Below are 15,960 nucleotides of genomic sequence, written 5' to 3'. Positions count from 1 at the left end.
CCCCTATGCGCCTGCCGCGCCCGCGGCTCAAGACCCCGCGCGCGCGCCGCGTAAAAATATTTCAAGGATAGGTTCGTCTGTTGCGCTGCAACAAATACCGGTGTCAGCCGCCGGGGGTGATCGCCACCGCCTTTTTCGCCAGCCGCGCCACGAGCGCCGGGTCGTCGGCCGCCTTGGCAACGATCCCGATATGGCCGCCGGGCAACGTTCGCGCGATCAGCACCACGAACTCGGCGTCGCCGGCGTCATGGTCCAGGATCACCGCGGGATGGGCCGCGCGCAGGGCATCGAGCTTTGCATCGACCGCCGCGGTCGCCGCCGCGGGCTTGCGGCGCGCGCGCGCATCCTTGACCACGCCCTTGAGCCCGCCGGGATAGCGGTCGAGATAGGTTGCGAGTTCGCCGCGAGCGACGCCTTCGTCCTTCGCATGGCCGAGTACGCACGCATATTCGGCAAGGCGCGTCTTGTCGTACTTCGCGCCAAAGACCAGCTTGACCACCGGGGTCATCGGCGCGCGCTCCTGCGCCCGCAGGCCGGCATCGTCGAGCAGTTCGGCAAAGGCGCCCGGCTGGGCCTCGGCCGCGAGCGCGAAATCCCAGGCCTTGCCGACCGCCTGATAGAGCGCGGTGCGGCTGCGGCTGTCGGCGGCGAGGGCGCGTTCGGCGGTTTCGCGCGCGGTGGCGAGCCAATCGGCGAGTTCGGCGTCGGGACCGGGGCCCTCCGCTGCCGCCGCGTCGGCGTCGACCTGCGCTGCGCCGCCGCGCCGCACCAGCGGGCCGCTCGGCATGTCGGGCGCGTCGTCGAGCGCGGCAAAACCCGGCGCGGCGTCGTCGTCCATATGCCCCGAGTCGGGGCCGTCGGCCCACACCGGAACCGGGGCGACCAGCGGCGCGGCGCCGCGCAAAGCCTGGTCGACCGAAAGCTGCAATTCCTCCTGCTCGTCGGCAGGCGCGGCTTCTTTCCAGTTAATGACGCCGAGGATGAAGTCGATCGTGTCGTCGTCGGACGAGAAGGGCAACAGGATGCCGCGATACATGATCGTCACCCCGCGGTCGTTCTCGAACTCGGCCTCAAAGCCGATCGGCGCGCGGTTGGCGATGATCTGAAGATAATGGTCGGTCAGCCGCGACAGCAGCGAACGTCCCGGTATCTGGCTGATATAGTGGACATCTTCGTCGACCTGCGATTCGTCGCCGATCCGCTCGCCAAGGAAGGCGAGCGCCGGGTCCTCGATCCCGGCGGTGAAGTCGAGCAGCACCGAATAGGGGCCGAAATCGACGGCATTGTCGAGGTCGAGATCCTCGACCGAGGGATAGGCGCGCTCGCCGAGCAGGGACGCCCAGTAATTATAGGCCCGGACCTGCATCCGCCTTTCGTCGACGCCCACCGCGACCGGCGCGTCGATCCCGCCATCTTCCTGGCCGTGGCTGCCCGAAAGCAGTCCGCGCATGCTGTCCATCATTCATCCCCAGTGGCGAATATCGGTAACAGCCATGCACCGGGACTGGTAAAAGCCGCGTAAACGATGGTGCGGGCCGCGTGGCGCACGACCCGCCCCTTCGGCCCTATTCGGCGGGATGCAGCCGGATCGCGGCGCCGCCGCCGGGGGCGAGCCACAGCTTGTAGCGATCGCCCTTCTTCACCTTGATGGTGTCATAGGCGATGCGGTGCCGCGCCTCGGTCAGATAGGTCGCTCCCTCGCCGTCTTTCCACACCGTCGCGGTATAGGTCTTGCCGGGGTCGAGGAAATCGAAGGCCAGGGTCAGCGTGCGGTCGGTCGCGTCATTGACGCCCCCGACGTACCAATCCTCGCTGTTCCGGTCCTTGCGCGCGAAGATCGCATAGTCGCCGACCTCGCCCGCGATCAGGTGGCTTTCGGACCAATCGGCCGGCACCTGTTCGATGAAGGCGAGTTCGCGCGGATATTTTTCGAGCGTTTCGACGAAGTCGGCCGCCATCTGGATCGGCGAGTAAATGGCGAGATACAGGCCGAGCTGCTTTGCCAGCGTCGAGGCGAGCGGCGCGTGGTTCGCGCCTTCGAGGCTGAGCACGCCCGGGGTGAAGTCCATCGGGCCCGACAGCATGCGCGTATAGACGAGCGTCGGTTCGTGGTCGGGGCCGTTGGCGAAGGCGCCCCAGGCATTATATTCCATGCCGCGAGCGCCTTCGCGGGCGACCCAGTTGGGATAGGTGCGGCGCAGGCCCGTGTCCTTTACCGGTTCGTGGGCATTTACCGCGACATGATATTTGGCCGCGGTTTCGACGACCTTCAGATGATGTTCGACCTGCCGCTGGCCGTCGTGCCATTCCATCGCCGTGGTGCCGGGGGTCGCCCCCGGCGCGATGATCCCGCCAGCGTCGGCGACATAGCCCGTTTTCACCAGCCCGACGCCCAGCGTGCCGTACAGCTTCATCGCATCGTCCAGCTGCGCCTCGTAATTGGCGATATTGCCGCCGGTCTCGTGGTGGCCGATCAGCGTCACGCCCTTCTTGCGCGCATAGTCGGTGATCGCCTTCAGGTCGAAGTCGGGGGTTGCCTGGGTAAAGCTGAACGCGTCGCCGTGGCCGAACCAATTGCCGTTCCAGCCCTTGTTCCACCCTTCGACGAGAACCCCGCCAAAGCCGTGCTTTGCGGCGAAATCGATGTATTTCTTGGTCCGTTCGGTCGTCGCGCCGTGCTGCGGCCCTTCGGCCCAGCTCCAGTCGCCGCGGATCATCCCCCACCAGATACCGATATATTTCATGGGCTTGAACCAGCTGACGTCGCCCAGCTTGTTCGGTTCATTGAGGTTGAGCTCGAGATTGTTCTCGACAATCCCCGCCGCATCATCCGCCACCCGCATCGTGCGCCACGGCGTCGCGAACGGCAGGTCGCGCACGACGCGCGGCCCACGCGACGAAGGCGCGAGCGTCGCGCGGAACTTTTGCCCCTCGACGCGCTTGAACCACATGCCGGCATAATCGACGAGCGCCGCTTCGTGGAACGCCAGATGCGTGCCGTCGTCGAGCCGCATCGTGATCGGCGTGTGCGCGGTCGACACGGCCTCGATCGGCGTCTTTTGATAGATTTGCTCATAGCGATTCCATTCGCCGCCGGTGATCCACCAGGCGGTGCCCTTGGGCACGATGTCGAATTCGGTAATCTCGTCGGCGATTTTCGCCGTCTTCAGCCCCGACTGCTCGGGAAGCTCGTAACGAAAGCCGATGCCGTTATCGAACAGGCGGAACCGCAGGTTCATCGCGTGGCCGCCCCAGCTTTCGTTCTGGCGGAAGCGGATCAGGATTTCGTTGTATTTGTTGTGAACATAGCGGTTTTCGCCCCACGGCTGTTCCCACGTATCGTCGCCGCTCGCCCGTTCGGCGCCATCGATCGCGAAGCCGCGCTGGAGCGCGATACCGTCGGTGAGCAGAAAGCCGAGCTTCGACGGCGCGATGAGCAGCTTGCCCTTGCGCGACAACGACCAGGTCGGGCGCGCGTCATTGTCGGTCGCGATGGTCAGCGTGATGCTGCCGTCGGGCGAGGTCGCGGTCAGCGGCGCCGGGGCTTCCTGTGCGGCGGCGGGAGTAGCGAGCGCGCCGAGCAACGCGAGGGGAGCGAAACGGAGCATATTCATCCTTTCATCTGGAGCCAGAGCGCGCCGCACGGCGGCAGCATGGCATTATCGGCATTGCCGAGGGCGACCAGCGGCGCGCCGCCGGAGGTCAGCGCGGCCACCGCGATCGGGGCACCGCCGAAATTGAACAGGCATCGCACCACCTCGCCGCCGCCGACGCGGTCGAAGGCGAGCAGGTCGCCCTCGGCGACCCAATGGGCGTTGCCGCCGTGCCGCAAGGCCGGATGCGCGGCGCGCAGCGCGACGAGGCGGCGGGTAAGCGATAACATCGAATCGGGATCGTCCTGCTGGCGGTCGACCGCGAGCGCGGCGTGGCCGGCGCCCAGCGGGAGCCACGGATCGGCGTTGGAAAAGCCCGCATGCGTTCCACCGGCAACCCAAGGCAGGGGGGTGCGCGCACCGTCGCGCGACAGGGTCAGCGGCCAGTTCTTGAGGGCCTCTGGATCCTTCACCAGCTCGAGCGGGATATCGACCTGATCGAGCCCCAACTCCTCGCCGTTATAGAGAATGATGTTGCCGCGCAGCGCGCAGAGCAATGCCATCTTCATCCGCGCAAAGGCAGCTGCGTCGACGTCTGCCGGGGTCCAGCGCGATACCGCGCGCGGCGCATCGTGATTTTCGAATGCCCAACTCGGCCATCCGACACCGGGGGCGTCAGGCCAGCCCTCGGCGGCCTCGCGGACCAACTGCGGGGTCAGCCGGTCGGCATAAAGGAAGTCGAAGCCATAGGCGCTGTTGAGTCGCCGCTCGCCGGCGGTGAACAGCTTCATTTCGCGCATGGCATCGTCGCCGCCGACCTCGGCGACGGTGAAGCGGTCGTCATATTGATCGGTGAGCGCGCGAATCCGTTCGAGGAAGAGCGCAATATCGGGGTGCGACTGATTGTAGATCTTCTGCTGGAAATCGAACGGCCGGGTCCGAACCTTGTTCGATGGCGGCGCGGGCGGATTGTCGCGCAGGTCGGGATCGTGCATCGAAAAGTTGATCGCATCGATCCGGAAACCGTCGACGCCGCGGTCGAGCCAGAAGCGGACGACGTCGAGCAACGCGTCCTGCACGTCGCGGTTATGCACATTGAGCTGCGGCTGGCTCGACAGGAAATTATGCATGAAATACTGGCCGCGCCGCGCGTCCCACGTCCACGCGGGCCCGCCGAAAACCGATTGCCAATTGGTCGGGGGCGACCCGTCGGGCTTCGCGTCGGCCCAGACGTACCAGTCGGCCTTGTCATTGTCCCGGCTCGCACGGCTTTCGGCAAACCAGGCATGGCGGTCGGAGGTATGGGCAAAAACAAGGTCGGTCGTGACCTTGAGCCCCAGCGCATGCGCGCGCGCAACGAGCGCGTCGAAGTCGGCAAGCGTCCCGAATATCGGATCGACCCCCCTATAATCGGCGATATCATATCCGAAATCGTCCATCGGCGAGGGATAGAAGGGCGACAGCCAGATCGCGTCGGCGCCCAGCTTTGCCACATGGTCGAGCCGGGCGGTGATGCCGGCGAGGTCGCCGATGCCGTCGCCGTTCGAATCGGCGAAGCTGCGCGGATAGATTTGATAGACGACCGCGCCCTTCCACCACGGTTGGGCCGGTACGGCGTGGGGAAGGGCTTCGGCGAGAATCGGCTTCGTCGTCACGCTATCGTTCCATTTTATCGCTGGCCCGGCAGATCAGGGTGCCGAAGGCGGGGAGGTTGACGGTGAGGCTGCCCGGCGCGTCGGGCGTCACGGGGCAGTCGCCATAAAGAGACGTAAAGGCGGCGCTGCGCATGTCGATGGCGATCCGCGCCGACAGCGGCCTTGCAGACGTATTATAGGCCAGCACGACCTCTCGCCCGGTTTCGGGGTCGAAGCGGGACACGGCGAGCAGGCCGGGCTTGTCCGAAAACGCCCTCAGCAGGGTCGTGCCGTGGAGCAGCGCCGGGGTCCGGTGCCGGATCGCCGCCAGCGCCGCAATCTCGCGATACAACGGTTGGGCGGGATCGAAATTGGCGACTGCGGTCGTCGCGTCCGAACCGGTCAGGTCATTGTCGTTATAGGCCGCGACGCGCGAGGCGAACATATCCTCGCGCGCGAGTTGATCGCCGTCGTCGGAGACGAATCCCTGCTCGTCGCCATAGTAGATCGTCGGTACGCCGCGCAGCGTCAGCAGCATTGCGTGGCCGAGCATCACGCGCTTGAGCAGTTCCGCCTCGTTCGCGCCGGGATTCGCCTTGCGCACGAACATTGCAAAGCGTCCCATATCGTGATTGCCGCCGAAGGTCGGCAGTTGCAGCGCCGCCCCCGCCCCGCCGCGATAGAGGACGTCGCCATCGAACAACCGGGCGAAGACGTCGGTGCCCTTTGTCCCGCCCACCGCGTCGATCAACGCATGGGCGAAGCTGAAATCGAGCACCGCGGGAAGCCCGTCGCGCTGCGTATAGGCGGCCAGCGCGCCCGGATCGACGCCGCCGAGAGCGACTTCGCCGAAGATGTGGAAATTGGGAATGCCCCGCGCCTTCGCCCGGGCGCGCATCGCGGGGACGAACGCCTGCCAGAATTCGGGATTCACATGCCGCGCGGTGTCGATGCGAAAGCCGTCGATGCCGAAATCGTCGATCCACTTGCCATAGATGTCGATAAAGCCCCGGACCACGCGCGGATTTTCGGTCGCGAGATCGTCGAGCCCGGAAAAATCGCCGTAGAGCGAGGATTCGCCGACCCAGTCGCTGTTGCCGCGGTTGTGATAATAGATCGGATCGTTGAGCCACGCAGGCACCTTCACCCGCTCTTCGCCCTTCGGCACGACGGGGGTGTAGGCAAAGCGCGGGTCGACCATCTTCGCCCAATTGTCCGCCGACGCGATATGATCGCCCACGAAGCCGGGATTGATCGGCGCGCCGTCGACCCCGCCGCGGCGCGAGAAGGGGTAGTCGGCGAGGCCGCGATAGCGAAATCCGTCCGCGGCGCCCTCTCCATAGGTGATGACGTCGGCGGTGTGATTGGCGATGATGTCCATATAGACTTTCATCCCGCGCGCATGGGCGGCATCGACGAACGCCTTGAACTCTTCGTTGGTGCCGAAGTGCGGATCGACGCGCGTGAAGTCGGTCACCCAATAGCCGTGATAGCCCGCGCTCTCCTGCCCTTTCGGTCCCTGCACCGCCTTGTTCTTGAAGATCGGCGCCAGCCATATCGCGGTTGCGCCGAGCCCCTGGATGTAATCGAGCCGGCGGGTCAGGCCGGCCAGGTCGCCGCCGTGGAAGAAGCCTTTGGCGGCAGGGTCGAACCCGGTCCGCAGCCGATCGCCCTGCATCCCACCGCGATCGTTCGCCGAATCGCCGTTTTCGAAGCGATCGGGCAGTACGAAATAGATGATCTCGTCGCTCGCGGGACGCTCGCGATAGTCGATCGGGGCAGTCGACGGCGACGCGGCGGCGACGGCCAGCGCCGCGATCGATGCCAGGAAATTCATGCGTGCGCTCCTGCCGCGCAATGTCGCGCGATAAAGTCGGCGTGCGTGGGCAGACGCGACGCGGTGCCGGCAACGATCGCCGCGATGTCGGAGAAAAAACCTTCCAGTTCCTCGCGGGTCAGCGCGTCGGCCATCGGATGATAGCTCTGCGGCACGACATTCTGGCCGGTCAGCACCTGAAACCATGCGATCTCGATGAACAGCTCGTCTTCCTCGCGAAAGATGCGGCCGTGCGTTTTGAACAGGTCGATCTTTCGCGCCAGCGTTTCCGGTATCGCCATTTCGCGGCATCGCACCCAAAAGGGTGAATCGGTTCGCTGGCTGGCGTGATAGTGAAGGATGATGAAATCCCGGATCCGTTCGTAATCAAAGGCGATGCGCCGATTATAGGCGTCGATGTTCGTCGGCGCGAAATCCCGGTCGGGGAAGTGCGACAATAGTTTCGCAATGCCGTTCTGGATCAGGTGGATACTGGTCGATTCGAGCGGTTCGAGGAAACCCGAGGACAGGCCCAGCGCAACCACATTGCCGTTCCAGGCGCGCCGTCGCATCCCGGCCCGAAAGCGCAGCGTCCGTGGCTCGGCCAGCGGGCGACCCTCGACATTGGCGAGCAGGATCGACGTGGCTTCATCCTCCCCGATGAAATCGCTGCAGAAGACATGGCCGTTGCCCGTGCGATGCTGGAGCGGGATACGCCATTGCCAGCCGCAGCGATGTGCGATCGCCTGGGTATAGGGTCGCGCCGGACCGACATTTTCGCTGGGCACCGCGATCGCACGATCGCAGGGCAGCCAGTGCGACCAGTCTTCGAACCCCGTTTCCAGCGCTTCCTCGATCAGCAGGCCGCGAAAGCCCGAGCAATCGATGAAGAGCTCGCCGCCGATTTCCTCGCCATTTTCCAGGACCAGCGTTGCGATATGCCCATCTTCGGCGTTGCGCAGGACACGGCGAACCTTGCCCTCGGTCCGCACCACGCCGGCTCGCTCGGCGACCTTGCGTAGATGCGCGGCATAGAGGGCGGCATCGAATTGAAAGGCATAGGTGATGCCGTCGAGGCTCGTGTGGGGAATCTGGGGCAATCGCGCGAACCGATTCCGGCGCGCGGCGGTTTCGGTCAGCGAATAGTCGCCCAGCGCGCCGGCCACGCCTTCGCTCCGGCCGCGCAGCCAATATTGCGGGAATTGAAGGATACCGAGGCTGCGCCCGATCTGACCGAACGCGTGCATATAGGCGTCGCCGATCCGGCCCCAGTCGCGAAACTCGATACCGAGTTTGAACGTCCCCTGCGTTTCGCGGATGAAGTCATCTTCGTCGAGGCCGATCAGCGCGTTGAACAGCCGGATGGCGGGAATGGTGGCCTCGCCGACGCCAACCGTTCCGATCTCTTCGCTTTCGACCAGCCGGATCGACAGATGGCCCATCATGCGGGACAGGGCGGCGGCGGCCATCCAGCCCGCCGTGCCGCCCCCGACGATCACCACCTTCGTGACGCGATTGTCGCCCACCTTGGAGACCCTACCTCTCATGCCCGCCTGAAGGGTGGCGGCGCCGCGAATTTCGACGCCGCCCCGACACCGTCAGAATTTATAGGTGATGCCGGCCATGAAGTTGCGGCCATAATTCTGATAGTCGCGAATCTGGCGCGGATCATTGTTGTAATAGGTGACGAACGGCTCGTTCGTGAGGTTCGAAGCCTGGAGCAGGATGCCCAACCCTTCGAGCGTACCGCTCTGGAACGTATAGCCGATCTGCGCATCGACCACGAACTCGCTCTTGGCCATGAACATGTCCCGCGCAAGGCTGAGCCCCGACACCTCGGCGAGGAACTTCGAGCGATAGCGTCCCGACACGCGGGCCTGGAAACCCGCCTTTTCGAAATAGGCTGTCCCGTTGACGACCCAGCGCGACAGGCCGGGCATCGAGATCGGGGCGGCACCGCCTTCGCGGACCCTGCTCTTGGTATAGGAGCCACTCGCAAGCATGCCGAACCCGTCGAGGGCGCTTGAGAAGGTCGCGAACGGAAGCGAGAGCGAGGCTTCCGCGCCATAGACATGGCCGCCATTCCCGTTGCGCCATTGCTTGGCGATGCCCCGATAGGTGGCAACCGACCCGCCGTCGGGGATCTCGAATCCGGTAAAGTCGAACTCGTCGTTCTGCCGGTAGATGTAATTTTCGAGATATTTGTAGAAGCCGCCCACGGACACATAGGCGCCCTGGCCGAAATATTTCTCGAGCGCGATGTCGACGGTATCGGCCATCAGCGGGCGCAGCTTCGCATTGCCGAGATCGAGGGACCAGGGCGAGGCGTTGATGTCGGTGTTATTCCGCTTCGACGAATCGAAATTGACGCCGCCGCCCGGCTTCAACTGGTCCATGCGCGCACGCGCCAGCATGCGGGCCGCACCGAAGCGCAGGAATGTGTTGTCGGCAAACTCGACCGTCAGGTTCAGGCTGGGCAGGATGTCGGTATAGGTCGCGCCGTCGGTGACCGGCGCCGACTGGGTCTGCCCATCAACGACCTGTGCATAGAAGCTCGACCCCGTCTGGTCGGAATGCACGATCTGGACGCCGACGTTGCCACGCACGGGCGTATCGCCCGCGCTATCGAAATTGGCCTGGATGAAGCCCGTCAGTACTTTTTCGTGGATCGTATAATCGTTGAAGATGCGCCCCGGGGTCCAGCCGGCTTCGTCGGTCAGCGTATAATTGCCGTCGTTGTAATAGCGCCAGCTGTCGAACGCGACCATTCCGGGGATGCCGATGAAATCGAGCGAGACCGGATCATAGAGATAGTCCGAAGGCACCGCCGTATCGGCCGGATAATCCTTGCTGGTCAGCACGAAGCCGCGATCGTCGAGGCTCTTCTTGCGGTCCGAATAATTGGCGCCGACCCGAATGCTGCTGATCGCGCCGTCCAGTTCCTGCGTCGCCTGCAGACGCAGCGACTTCAGCTCGTCCTTGATCTTCGGCGTGTTGACGAAGCCGTCCTGGCAATTCGGCACCGCGCCGCCGCAGCTGTTCCAGCCCTGCGGATCGGTAATCAGGAACAGGTTGGGATCGGCATAATCGAGCGAGGGGTCGAGGATGATGCCGCCATCGGGGCGCATCTCGAAACCCAGCGCGGTTTCGCGTGCGCCGACGCCGCCGCCGCGTCCGGTACCCAGATAGATCTCGAGATTTTCCTCGGTCTTCTTGAGGTGCGAATAACCGAGGTCGAGTTCCAGCGTCAGCTTTTCATTGGGTTTGAACTGCGCGTTCCAGCCGCCGGCGATAATCGTCGAATCGCGATGGACGACGTCGTTGCGCATGACCGCCTCGGTCCCCGACCAGGTGCCCTTGGTTACCAGGCCGTCCTCGATGGTGAAACCGGGCAGCAGCGTCGAATTGCCCCACGCCAGCGGGAACTCGATGCCGCGCAGGCGCTGGACATCCTTGAACTTCGACCAATAGCCGTCGAGGGTCGTGTGGAACTTGTCGTTGGGCTCCCATTCGAGCACGCCCATCACGCCATCGCGCTTCAGCTCGTTCGACTTAACATAGGGCTTGGCACCGCCGATGATGAAAGCCGTGTTGGTACCGTCGGTCGCTTCGGGGTAGCCCCAGGCGTTGAATCGCTCTTCGGCGGTCGGCGACTGCATGCGCGCATAGCCGATCGCCCAGCCGAGCGTGCCGTCGGCATTCTGGTCGATGTACGAGATATTGGCGCGATATCCCTTGTCCGAAATGTCAGGGTTGAGCTTGCCGAGATCGTTGAATTCGATGCGCGCGCCGGCCGCGATCGCCCGCTTGCCATAGGCGAGGGGGCGAACCGTCCGCATGTCGATCGTCCCGCCGAGCGCCTGCCCGATGAGCGACGCGTCGGGCGTCTTGTAGACAACCGCTCCGTTCAGCAGTTCCGACGGATATTGATCGAGCTCTACCCCGCGGTTGTTGCTCGCCGACACCTGTTCGCGGCCATTGAGCAGCGTCGTCGTGAAGTCCGGGGCCAGGCCGCGGATCGACACGACGTTCGCGCGCCCGTCGAGCCGCTGCGTCGCGAGGCCGGGAAGGCGCGAAAGCGATTCGGCGATCGAAAGGTCCGGAAGCTTGCCGATGTCTTCGGCCGAGACGACCTCGACGATCGAGGTGTTCTTCTTCTTTGCCTGGACCGAATTGTTGATGGCGCCGCGAATGCCGGTGACGACGATCGCGCCGTCAGTTCCTGCGTCGTCGGCGGGGGCGGCATCACCGCTGTCCTGCGCATAGACGGTCGCGGGCAGCATGGCGGTCAGCGCGAGCCCCAGAGCGATCGCGCTCGTCCCGCGGCGGAAAATGGTCGGCATGGTCATGTTTTGATTCCCCTGGCTCAGACGGGCGGTTTGGCCGCGCATCGGTCCCGGGGACGATCGTCTCCGCCAGGCTCCTCTCCGACACGTGGGTTTTCCCATCTTGAGCCGCGCAATTGAAACCAATCGGCGCGCGCCGCCATAGGGTATACGTATACGCATAATATGCACGGCGCCCCGCTGTCGCGAAAATATCACAGGATGACGCGGCATTTTCCGACCCGGCGCGCGCTCCATGCAAATCCTTGCACGCGACCGCGCAGCCGCTACACCGGGGAGGGGGCGCGACAGCCGCCGCGGCAGGAGAGGATCATGGGACGGCCGCCGTCGTCCAAGCCGACGTCGTTCGACATCGCCTATCTTGCCGGCGTGTCGCAACCGACCGTTTCGCGCGCGCTGCGCGGCAGCAAGTCGGTGAGCGCCACGACCCGCGCCAACATCGAACGCATCGCGCGCGAGCTCAACTACACCGTCGACAAAAACGCCTCTAGCCTGCGTTCGCAGCGCACCCATACCCTGGCCCTGCTCTTCTTCGAAGACCCCACCCCCGACGAATCGATGATCAATCCCTTCTTCCTGTCGATGCTGGGGTCGATCACGCGCCAGTGCGCGCTCAAGGGCTATGACCTGCTCATCAGCTTCCAGGAAATGCAGAACGACTGGCACGTCACCTATCAGGACAGCCATCGATCCGACGGCATCATCCTGCTCGGCTATGGCGACTATCAGCTCTATCGCGCGAAGCTGGAACATCTGGTCGACATGGATACCAAGTTCGTGCGCTGGGGATCGGTGTCCGAAGACAGCATCGGCCTGACCGTGGGATCGGACAATATCGGCGCGGGCGAACAGGCCGGCGCGCATCTGGTCGAGATCGGGCGGCGCCGCGTTGCCTTTCTGGGCGATGCGTCGGACCATGCGCCCGAATTCCAGGACCGCTATACGGGGCTGTGCCGGGCGATGCGCTATGCCGGCATCGAGCCCGACCCCGCGTTGCAGGCCGATGCGATATCGTCCGAGGAGTCGGGCTATGCTGCGGCGACGAAGCTGCTGGCCGGGAGGCGGCATTTCGACGCGGTTTTCGCGGGCAGCGACCTGATCGCAATCGGTGCAATGCGCGCCTTTGCCGAAGCCGGCCTGTCTATGCCGCGCGATGTCGCGATCATCGGCTTCGACGATATCCCCGCCGCCAGCCTGACGTCGCCCACGTTGACGACGGTGATGCAGGATATGAAGGGCGCGGGCGAAATGCTGGTCGACGCGCTGCTGCGCCGCATCGACGGACGGGATGTGGAGCGCACGGTGCTGCCAGCACGGCTGATCAAGCGCAAGAGCACCGCAGTATAGGGCGCACCCCATGTATTCGTATACCAAAGGCGCGGGCTCGCTTGCCCCCTCCCCCGCCGCGCGGCAAGGTTCCGGCGAAACCAGAGCCGCGCCGTGCGGCCGGAGGGGGAGGTAGCGATGGAAAAGCCGCGGCAGGGCTTTGCCGGCCTGTGGAACATCAGTTTCGGCTTTTTCGGCATCCAGATCGGCTTCGCGCTGCAAAATGCGAATATGAGCCGCATCTTCCAGTCGCTCGGGGAAGATCTCGAAAAGCTGCCCGGCCTGTGGATCGCGGCGCCGCTGACCGGCCTGCTCGTCCAACCGGTCATCGGACATATGAGCGACCGCACCTGGCTCGGTCGGCTGGGCCGGCGACGCCCCTATTTCCTGGCTGGTGCGGTCCTCGCCGCGATCGCGCTGTTCGCGATGCCCGAAAGCCCGGCCGTCTGGTTCGCCGCGGTCATGCTCTGGCTGCTCGACGCGTCGCTCAACATTTCGATGGAGCCTTTCCGCGCCTTCGTTGGCGACATGCTGCGCAAGGACCAGCATAGCGCAGGCTATGCCGTGCAAACCGCGTTCATCGGCGCCGGCGCGGTCGTCGGGTCGCTGTTCCCCGCCGCGATGGAGGCGCTGGGCGTCGCCAATGTCGCACCACCGGGCCAGATCCCCGACACCGTGCGCTATGCCTTCTGGTTCGGCGGAGCGGCGCTGTTCCTGTCGGTTCTGTGGACCGTGGCGACGACCGAGGAATATGACCCCGCCCGCATGGCGGCGTTCGACAGCGACCGCGACGCGGCCGCCACTCCGTCGATGCGCGCGCTCGCCTCGCACAGCTATGTCACCGGGTTCGGGTGGCTCGCGGCGGGGGCAGCGGTTGCGTTCGTCCAGATGCGGCTCGGCCTGCTGCGCGAGGTGTTGCTGCTCGGCGCCCTCTTCGCGGGCTACGGCCTGGCCTCGATCGCCGCGATCGCGCTCGCGCGCCGCGACAACACGGACAATATGCTTTCGAGCATCGTCGGCGATTTCTCCGGCATGCCGCCGCTGATGAAGCGGCTCGCCGTCGTCCAGTTCTTCAGCTGGTCGGCGCTGTTCATCATGTGGATCAACACCACCCCGATCGTCGCCCAATATCACTATAGCGCGACCGATGCCGCGAGCGCCGCCTATCAGGCTGCGGGCAATTGGGTCGGCGAGCTGTTCGCGATCTACAATGGCGTGGCGGCCCTTGCCGCGCTGACGCTGTTGCCCTGGCTTGCACGGCGTATCGGGGCCGCGCGGACGCATATCGTCGGCCTGATCTGCGGCGCGATCGGCTACGCCGGCTTCTTCGTGCTCCGCGACGCAGCGCATCTGGTCGCATGCGAAGTCTTCATCGGCATCTTCTGGGCCTCGGTGCTCGCCATGCCCTATGCCATTCTGGCATCCAGCCTGCCCCAGGCGAAGCTCGGCATTTACATGGGACTGTTCAACGTGTTCGTCGTGGTGCCTCAGCTGCTGGTCGCGACGGTGATGGGGTCGATCATGCAGGCCTTCTTTCCCGGCGACCCCATCTGGACGATGGTCTTTGCGGCGGCGACGCTCCTGTTCGCCGCCGCGGCTATGCTGCGTGTCGTCCCGCTGGTAACGGATACGCCGAAGCACTGATTTTCCGTATCCGGTGTGGTTAGGGCTTCGCTTACCTTAAGCGGCTATAGCCCGCCGGATGGAGCCAATTCGCGACGCGATCTATTATGAGCAAATGGCGCGCGTCGCTCGGCGCAAGGCCGAGCTTACCGACGATCCCTTCCTTGCGCGCCGCCTGCGCGAGGCGGCGATCCGTCACGAGCGGACCGCTCGCCGCATGCGCCGCGAGGCCAGCGAAGGCCCCGCCCCGCCTCCGCCCGCCGCTTGAGGCGATCTCGCGTCAGGACCTGGGCTCATGCACCCTAGGACCGTGACCCTAGAAAGCGTCGATCGGGCCGCGAACGCTGTCGAACTGCGCCGCGATATGCCGGGCATAGGGAAGCCCGCATTCGCGGATCACGACTTGGGGCCCCTCCCATGCGATGACGCCGCGGCGCTCGAAATCGGACATGGCGCGGCGCACGGCGCCAACGCGCGAGCCTTCGATATCGGTGCGCCCCCGACACAACAGGTCGCGTATGCGGCGTCCGCGCTCGCGCTGTCCCGCGTCGACCGGAACCCCCCGATCGGCGGCAAGGCGGCCTTCGCCGATCCGGTCGCGATAGGCGCCGGGCCGCTTCTCGTTCTGGACGATCAGGTCGGGAAACTGGCTGATCGCGCTCGCCCCGAAGCCAAGCAGCACCGGCGCGTCGTCCTCCGTAAAGCCCTGGAAGTTGCGGCCGACCCGCCCGGCCCGCGCCGCGGCGGCGAGCGGATCGTCCGGCAAGGCGAAATGGTCGAAGCCGATCGGCACATATCCTGCCGCGGTCAGCCGTTCATAGCCCAGCTCGGCCTGTTCGAACCGCAGTTCGTAATCGGGCAGGCGGCTCGCGTCGATGCGGCGCTGGCGCGGGATCATTGCCGGCAAATGGGCATAGCCGAACAACGCGACGCGGCTCGGCGCCAGGCGGATCGCCTCATCCAGCGTATCGTCGAGGTCGCGCAGCGACTGCCCGGGAAGTCCGTACATCAGATCGAAGTTGATTGCCTCGATTCCCCGCAACCGCAGCGCGGCAACCGCGGATTCGATATCGGCGAGCGGCTGGACGCGGCCGATCGCCTGCTGGATATGCGGCGCAAAGGTCTGAACCCCCATGCTGACCCGAGTGACATGCGATGCGGCGAGAACGAGGGCCCATTCGGATGTGAAGCCGCGCGGATCGATCTCGATCGAGATATCGGGCGCGCAACTATCGAAGACGGTCAGGATGCGATCGAGCAACCGCACGAAATCGACGGACGCGATCGCATTGGGGCTGCCGCCGCCGAACGCGATACGCTGAACCCGGGCGCGTCCGCCCAGCCGCTTCGCGACCATCGCGATTTCGCCGCGCAGCGCGCCGAGATAGTCGGCCAGCCGCTGCTTGCGGTTCGCCGCGCCGGTGTTGCAACCGCAATACCAGCAAATCTGGTCGCAATAGGGGATGTGGACATAGAGAGAGACCGGGGTTCCGGCGTCGATCCGATCGAGCGCGGCGGCATAGTCGGCAGCGCCGACCCCGCCGGTGAATTCGACGGCGGTCGGATAGCTCGTATAGCGCGGCACCGGCTTTGCGAGCAGGTCGGGGTAATAGCTCCACATG

Annotated in this window: 10 protein-coding genes; 3 read left to right on the top strand and 7 right to left on the bottom strand. The window is 65.0% G+C overall.

The features are described from left to right. Positions 1-103: 103 nt before the first annotated feature. The 6 genes from AC58D2_RS01185 to AC58D2_RS01160 form a co-directional block, all read right to left on the bottom strand. On the bottom strand, positions 104-1,459 hold the full coding sequence (locus AC58D2_RS01185; protein WP_497387147.1) for a PAS domain-containing protein: 1,356 nt from the start codon (positions 1,457-1,459) through the stop codon (positions 104-106). Positions 1,460-1,565: 106 nt separating this feature from the next. Then, positions 1,566-3,614, bottom strand: coding sequence for a glycoside hydrolase family 97 protein (locus AC58D2_RS01180; RefSeq protein ID WP_497386527.1), 2,049 nt, complete (start codon positions 3,612-3,614; stop codon positions 1,566-1,568). Continuing rightward, positions 3,611-5,248: an alpha-amylase family glycosyl hydrolase gene (locus tag AC58D2_RS01175; RefSeq protein ID WP_497386525.1), complete on the bottom strand. Its 1,638-nt coding sequence runs from the start codon at positions 5,246-5,248 to the stop codon at positions 3,611-3,613. Before AC58D2_RS01175 ends, AC58D2_RS01180 begins: the two co-directional genes overlap by 4 nt. A 1-nt stretch (position 5,249) precedes the next feature. Next, positions 5,250-7,064 carry an alpha-amylase family glycosyl hydrolase gene (locus AC58D2_RS01170; RefSeq protein WP_497386523.1) on the bottom strand — a complete coding sequence of 605 codons (1,815 nt, stop codon included), beginning with the start codon at positions 7,062-7,064 and terminating at the stop codon, positions 5,250-5,252. Next, entirely contained in the window at positions 7,061-8,590 is a 1,530-nt protein-coding gene (locus AC58D2_RS01165) for a tryptophan halogenase family protein (RefSeq protein ID WP_497386521.1), read from the bottom strand. Before AC58D2_RS01165 ends, AC58D2_RS01170 begins: the two co-directional genes overlap by 4 nt. Positions 8,591-8,641: 51 nt before the next feature. Beyond that, positions 8,642-11,392: a TonB-dependent receptor gene (locus tag AC58D2_RS01160; RefSeq protein WP_497386519.1), complete on the bottom strand. Its 2,751-nt coding sequence runs from the start codon at positions 11,390-11,392 to the stop codon at positions 8,642-8,644. 309 nt (positions 11,393-11,701) lie between these two features. Between AC58D2_RS01160 and AC58D2_RS01155 the strand changes: the two genes are divergently transcribed. From AC58D2_RS01155 to AC58D2_RS01145, 3 genes are all read left to right on the top strand, one after another. Continuing rightward, on the top strand, positions 11,702-12,736 hold the full coding sequence (locus AC58D2_RS01155) for a LacI family DNA-binding transcriptional regulator (protein WP_497386517.1): 1,035 nt from the start codon (positions 11,702-11,704) through the stop codon (positions 12,734-12,736). A gap of 117 nt (positions 12,737-12,853) precedes the next feature. Beyond that, a complete protein-coding gene (locus AC58D2_RS01150) occupies positions 12,854-14,359 on the top strand; it encodes an MFS transporter (protein ID WP_497386515.1) in 1,506 nt (501 codons plus the stop codon). A gap of 58 nt (positions 14,360-14,417) precedes the next feature. Next, complete coding sequence (locus tag AC58D2_RS01145) at positions 14,418-14,606, top strand: hypothetical protein (RefSeq protein WP_497386513.1); 189 nt, start codon at positions 14,418-14,420, stop codon at positions 14,604-14,606. A 48-nt stretch (positions 14,607-14,654) separates the two neighbouring features. Here AC58D2_RS01145 and AC58D2_RS01140 read toward each other — a convergent pair whose 3' ends face one another. Next, on the bottom strand, positions 14,655-15,959 hold the full coding sequence (locus AC58D2_RS01140; RefSeq protein WP_497386511.1) for a radical SAM protein: 1,305 nt from the start codon (positions 15,957-15,959) through the stop codon (positions 14,655-14,657). Between the last annotated feature and the right edge of the window lies 1 nt (position 15,960).

The organism is Sphingopyxis sp. CR5 (genome assembly GCF_059693785.1).
This window is presented reverse-complemented; position numbering and strand designations above follow the sequence as displayed.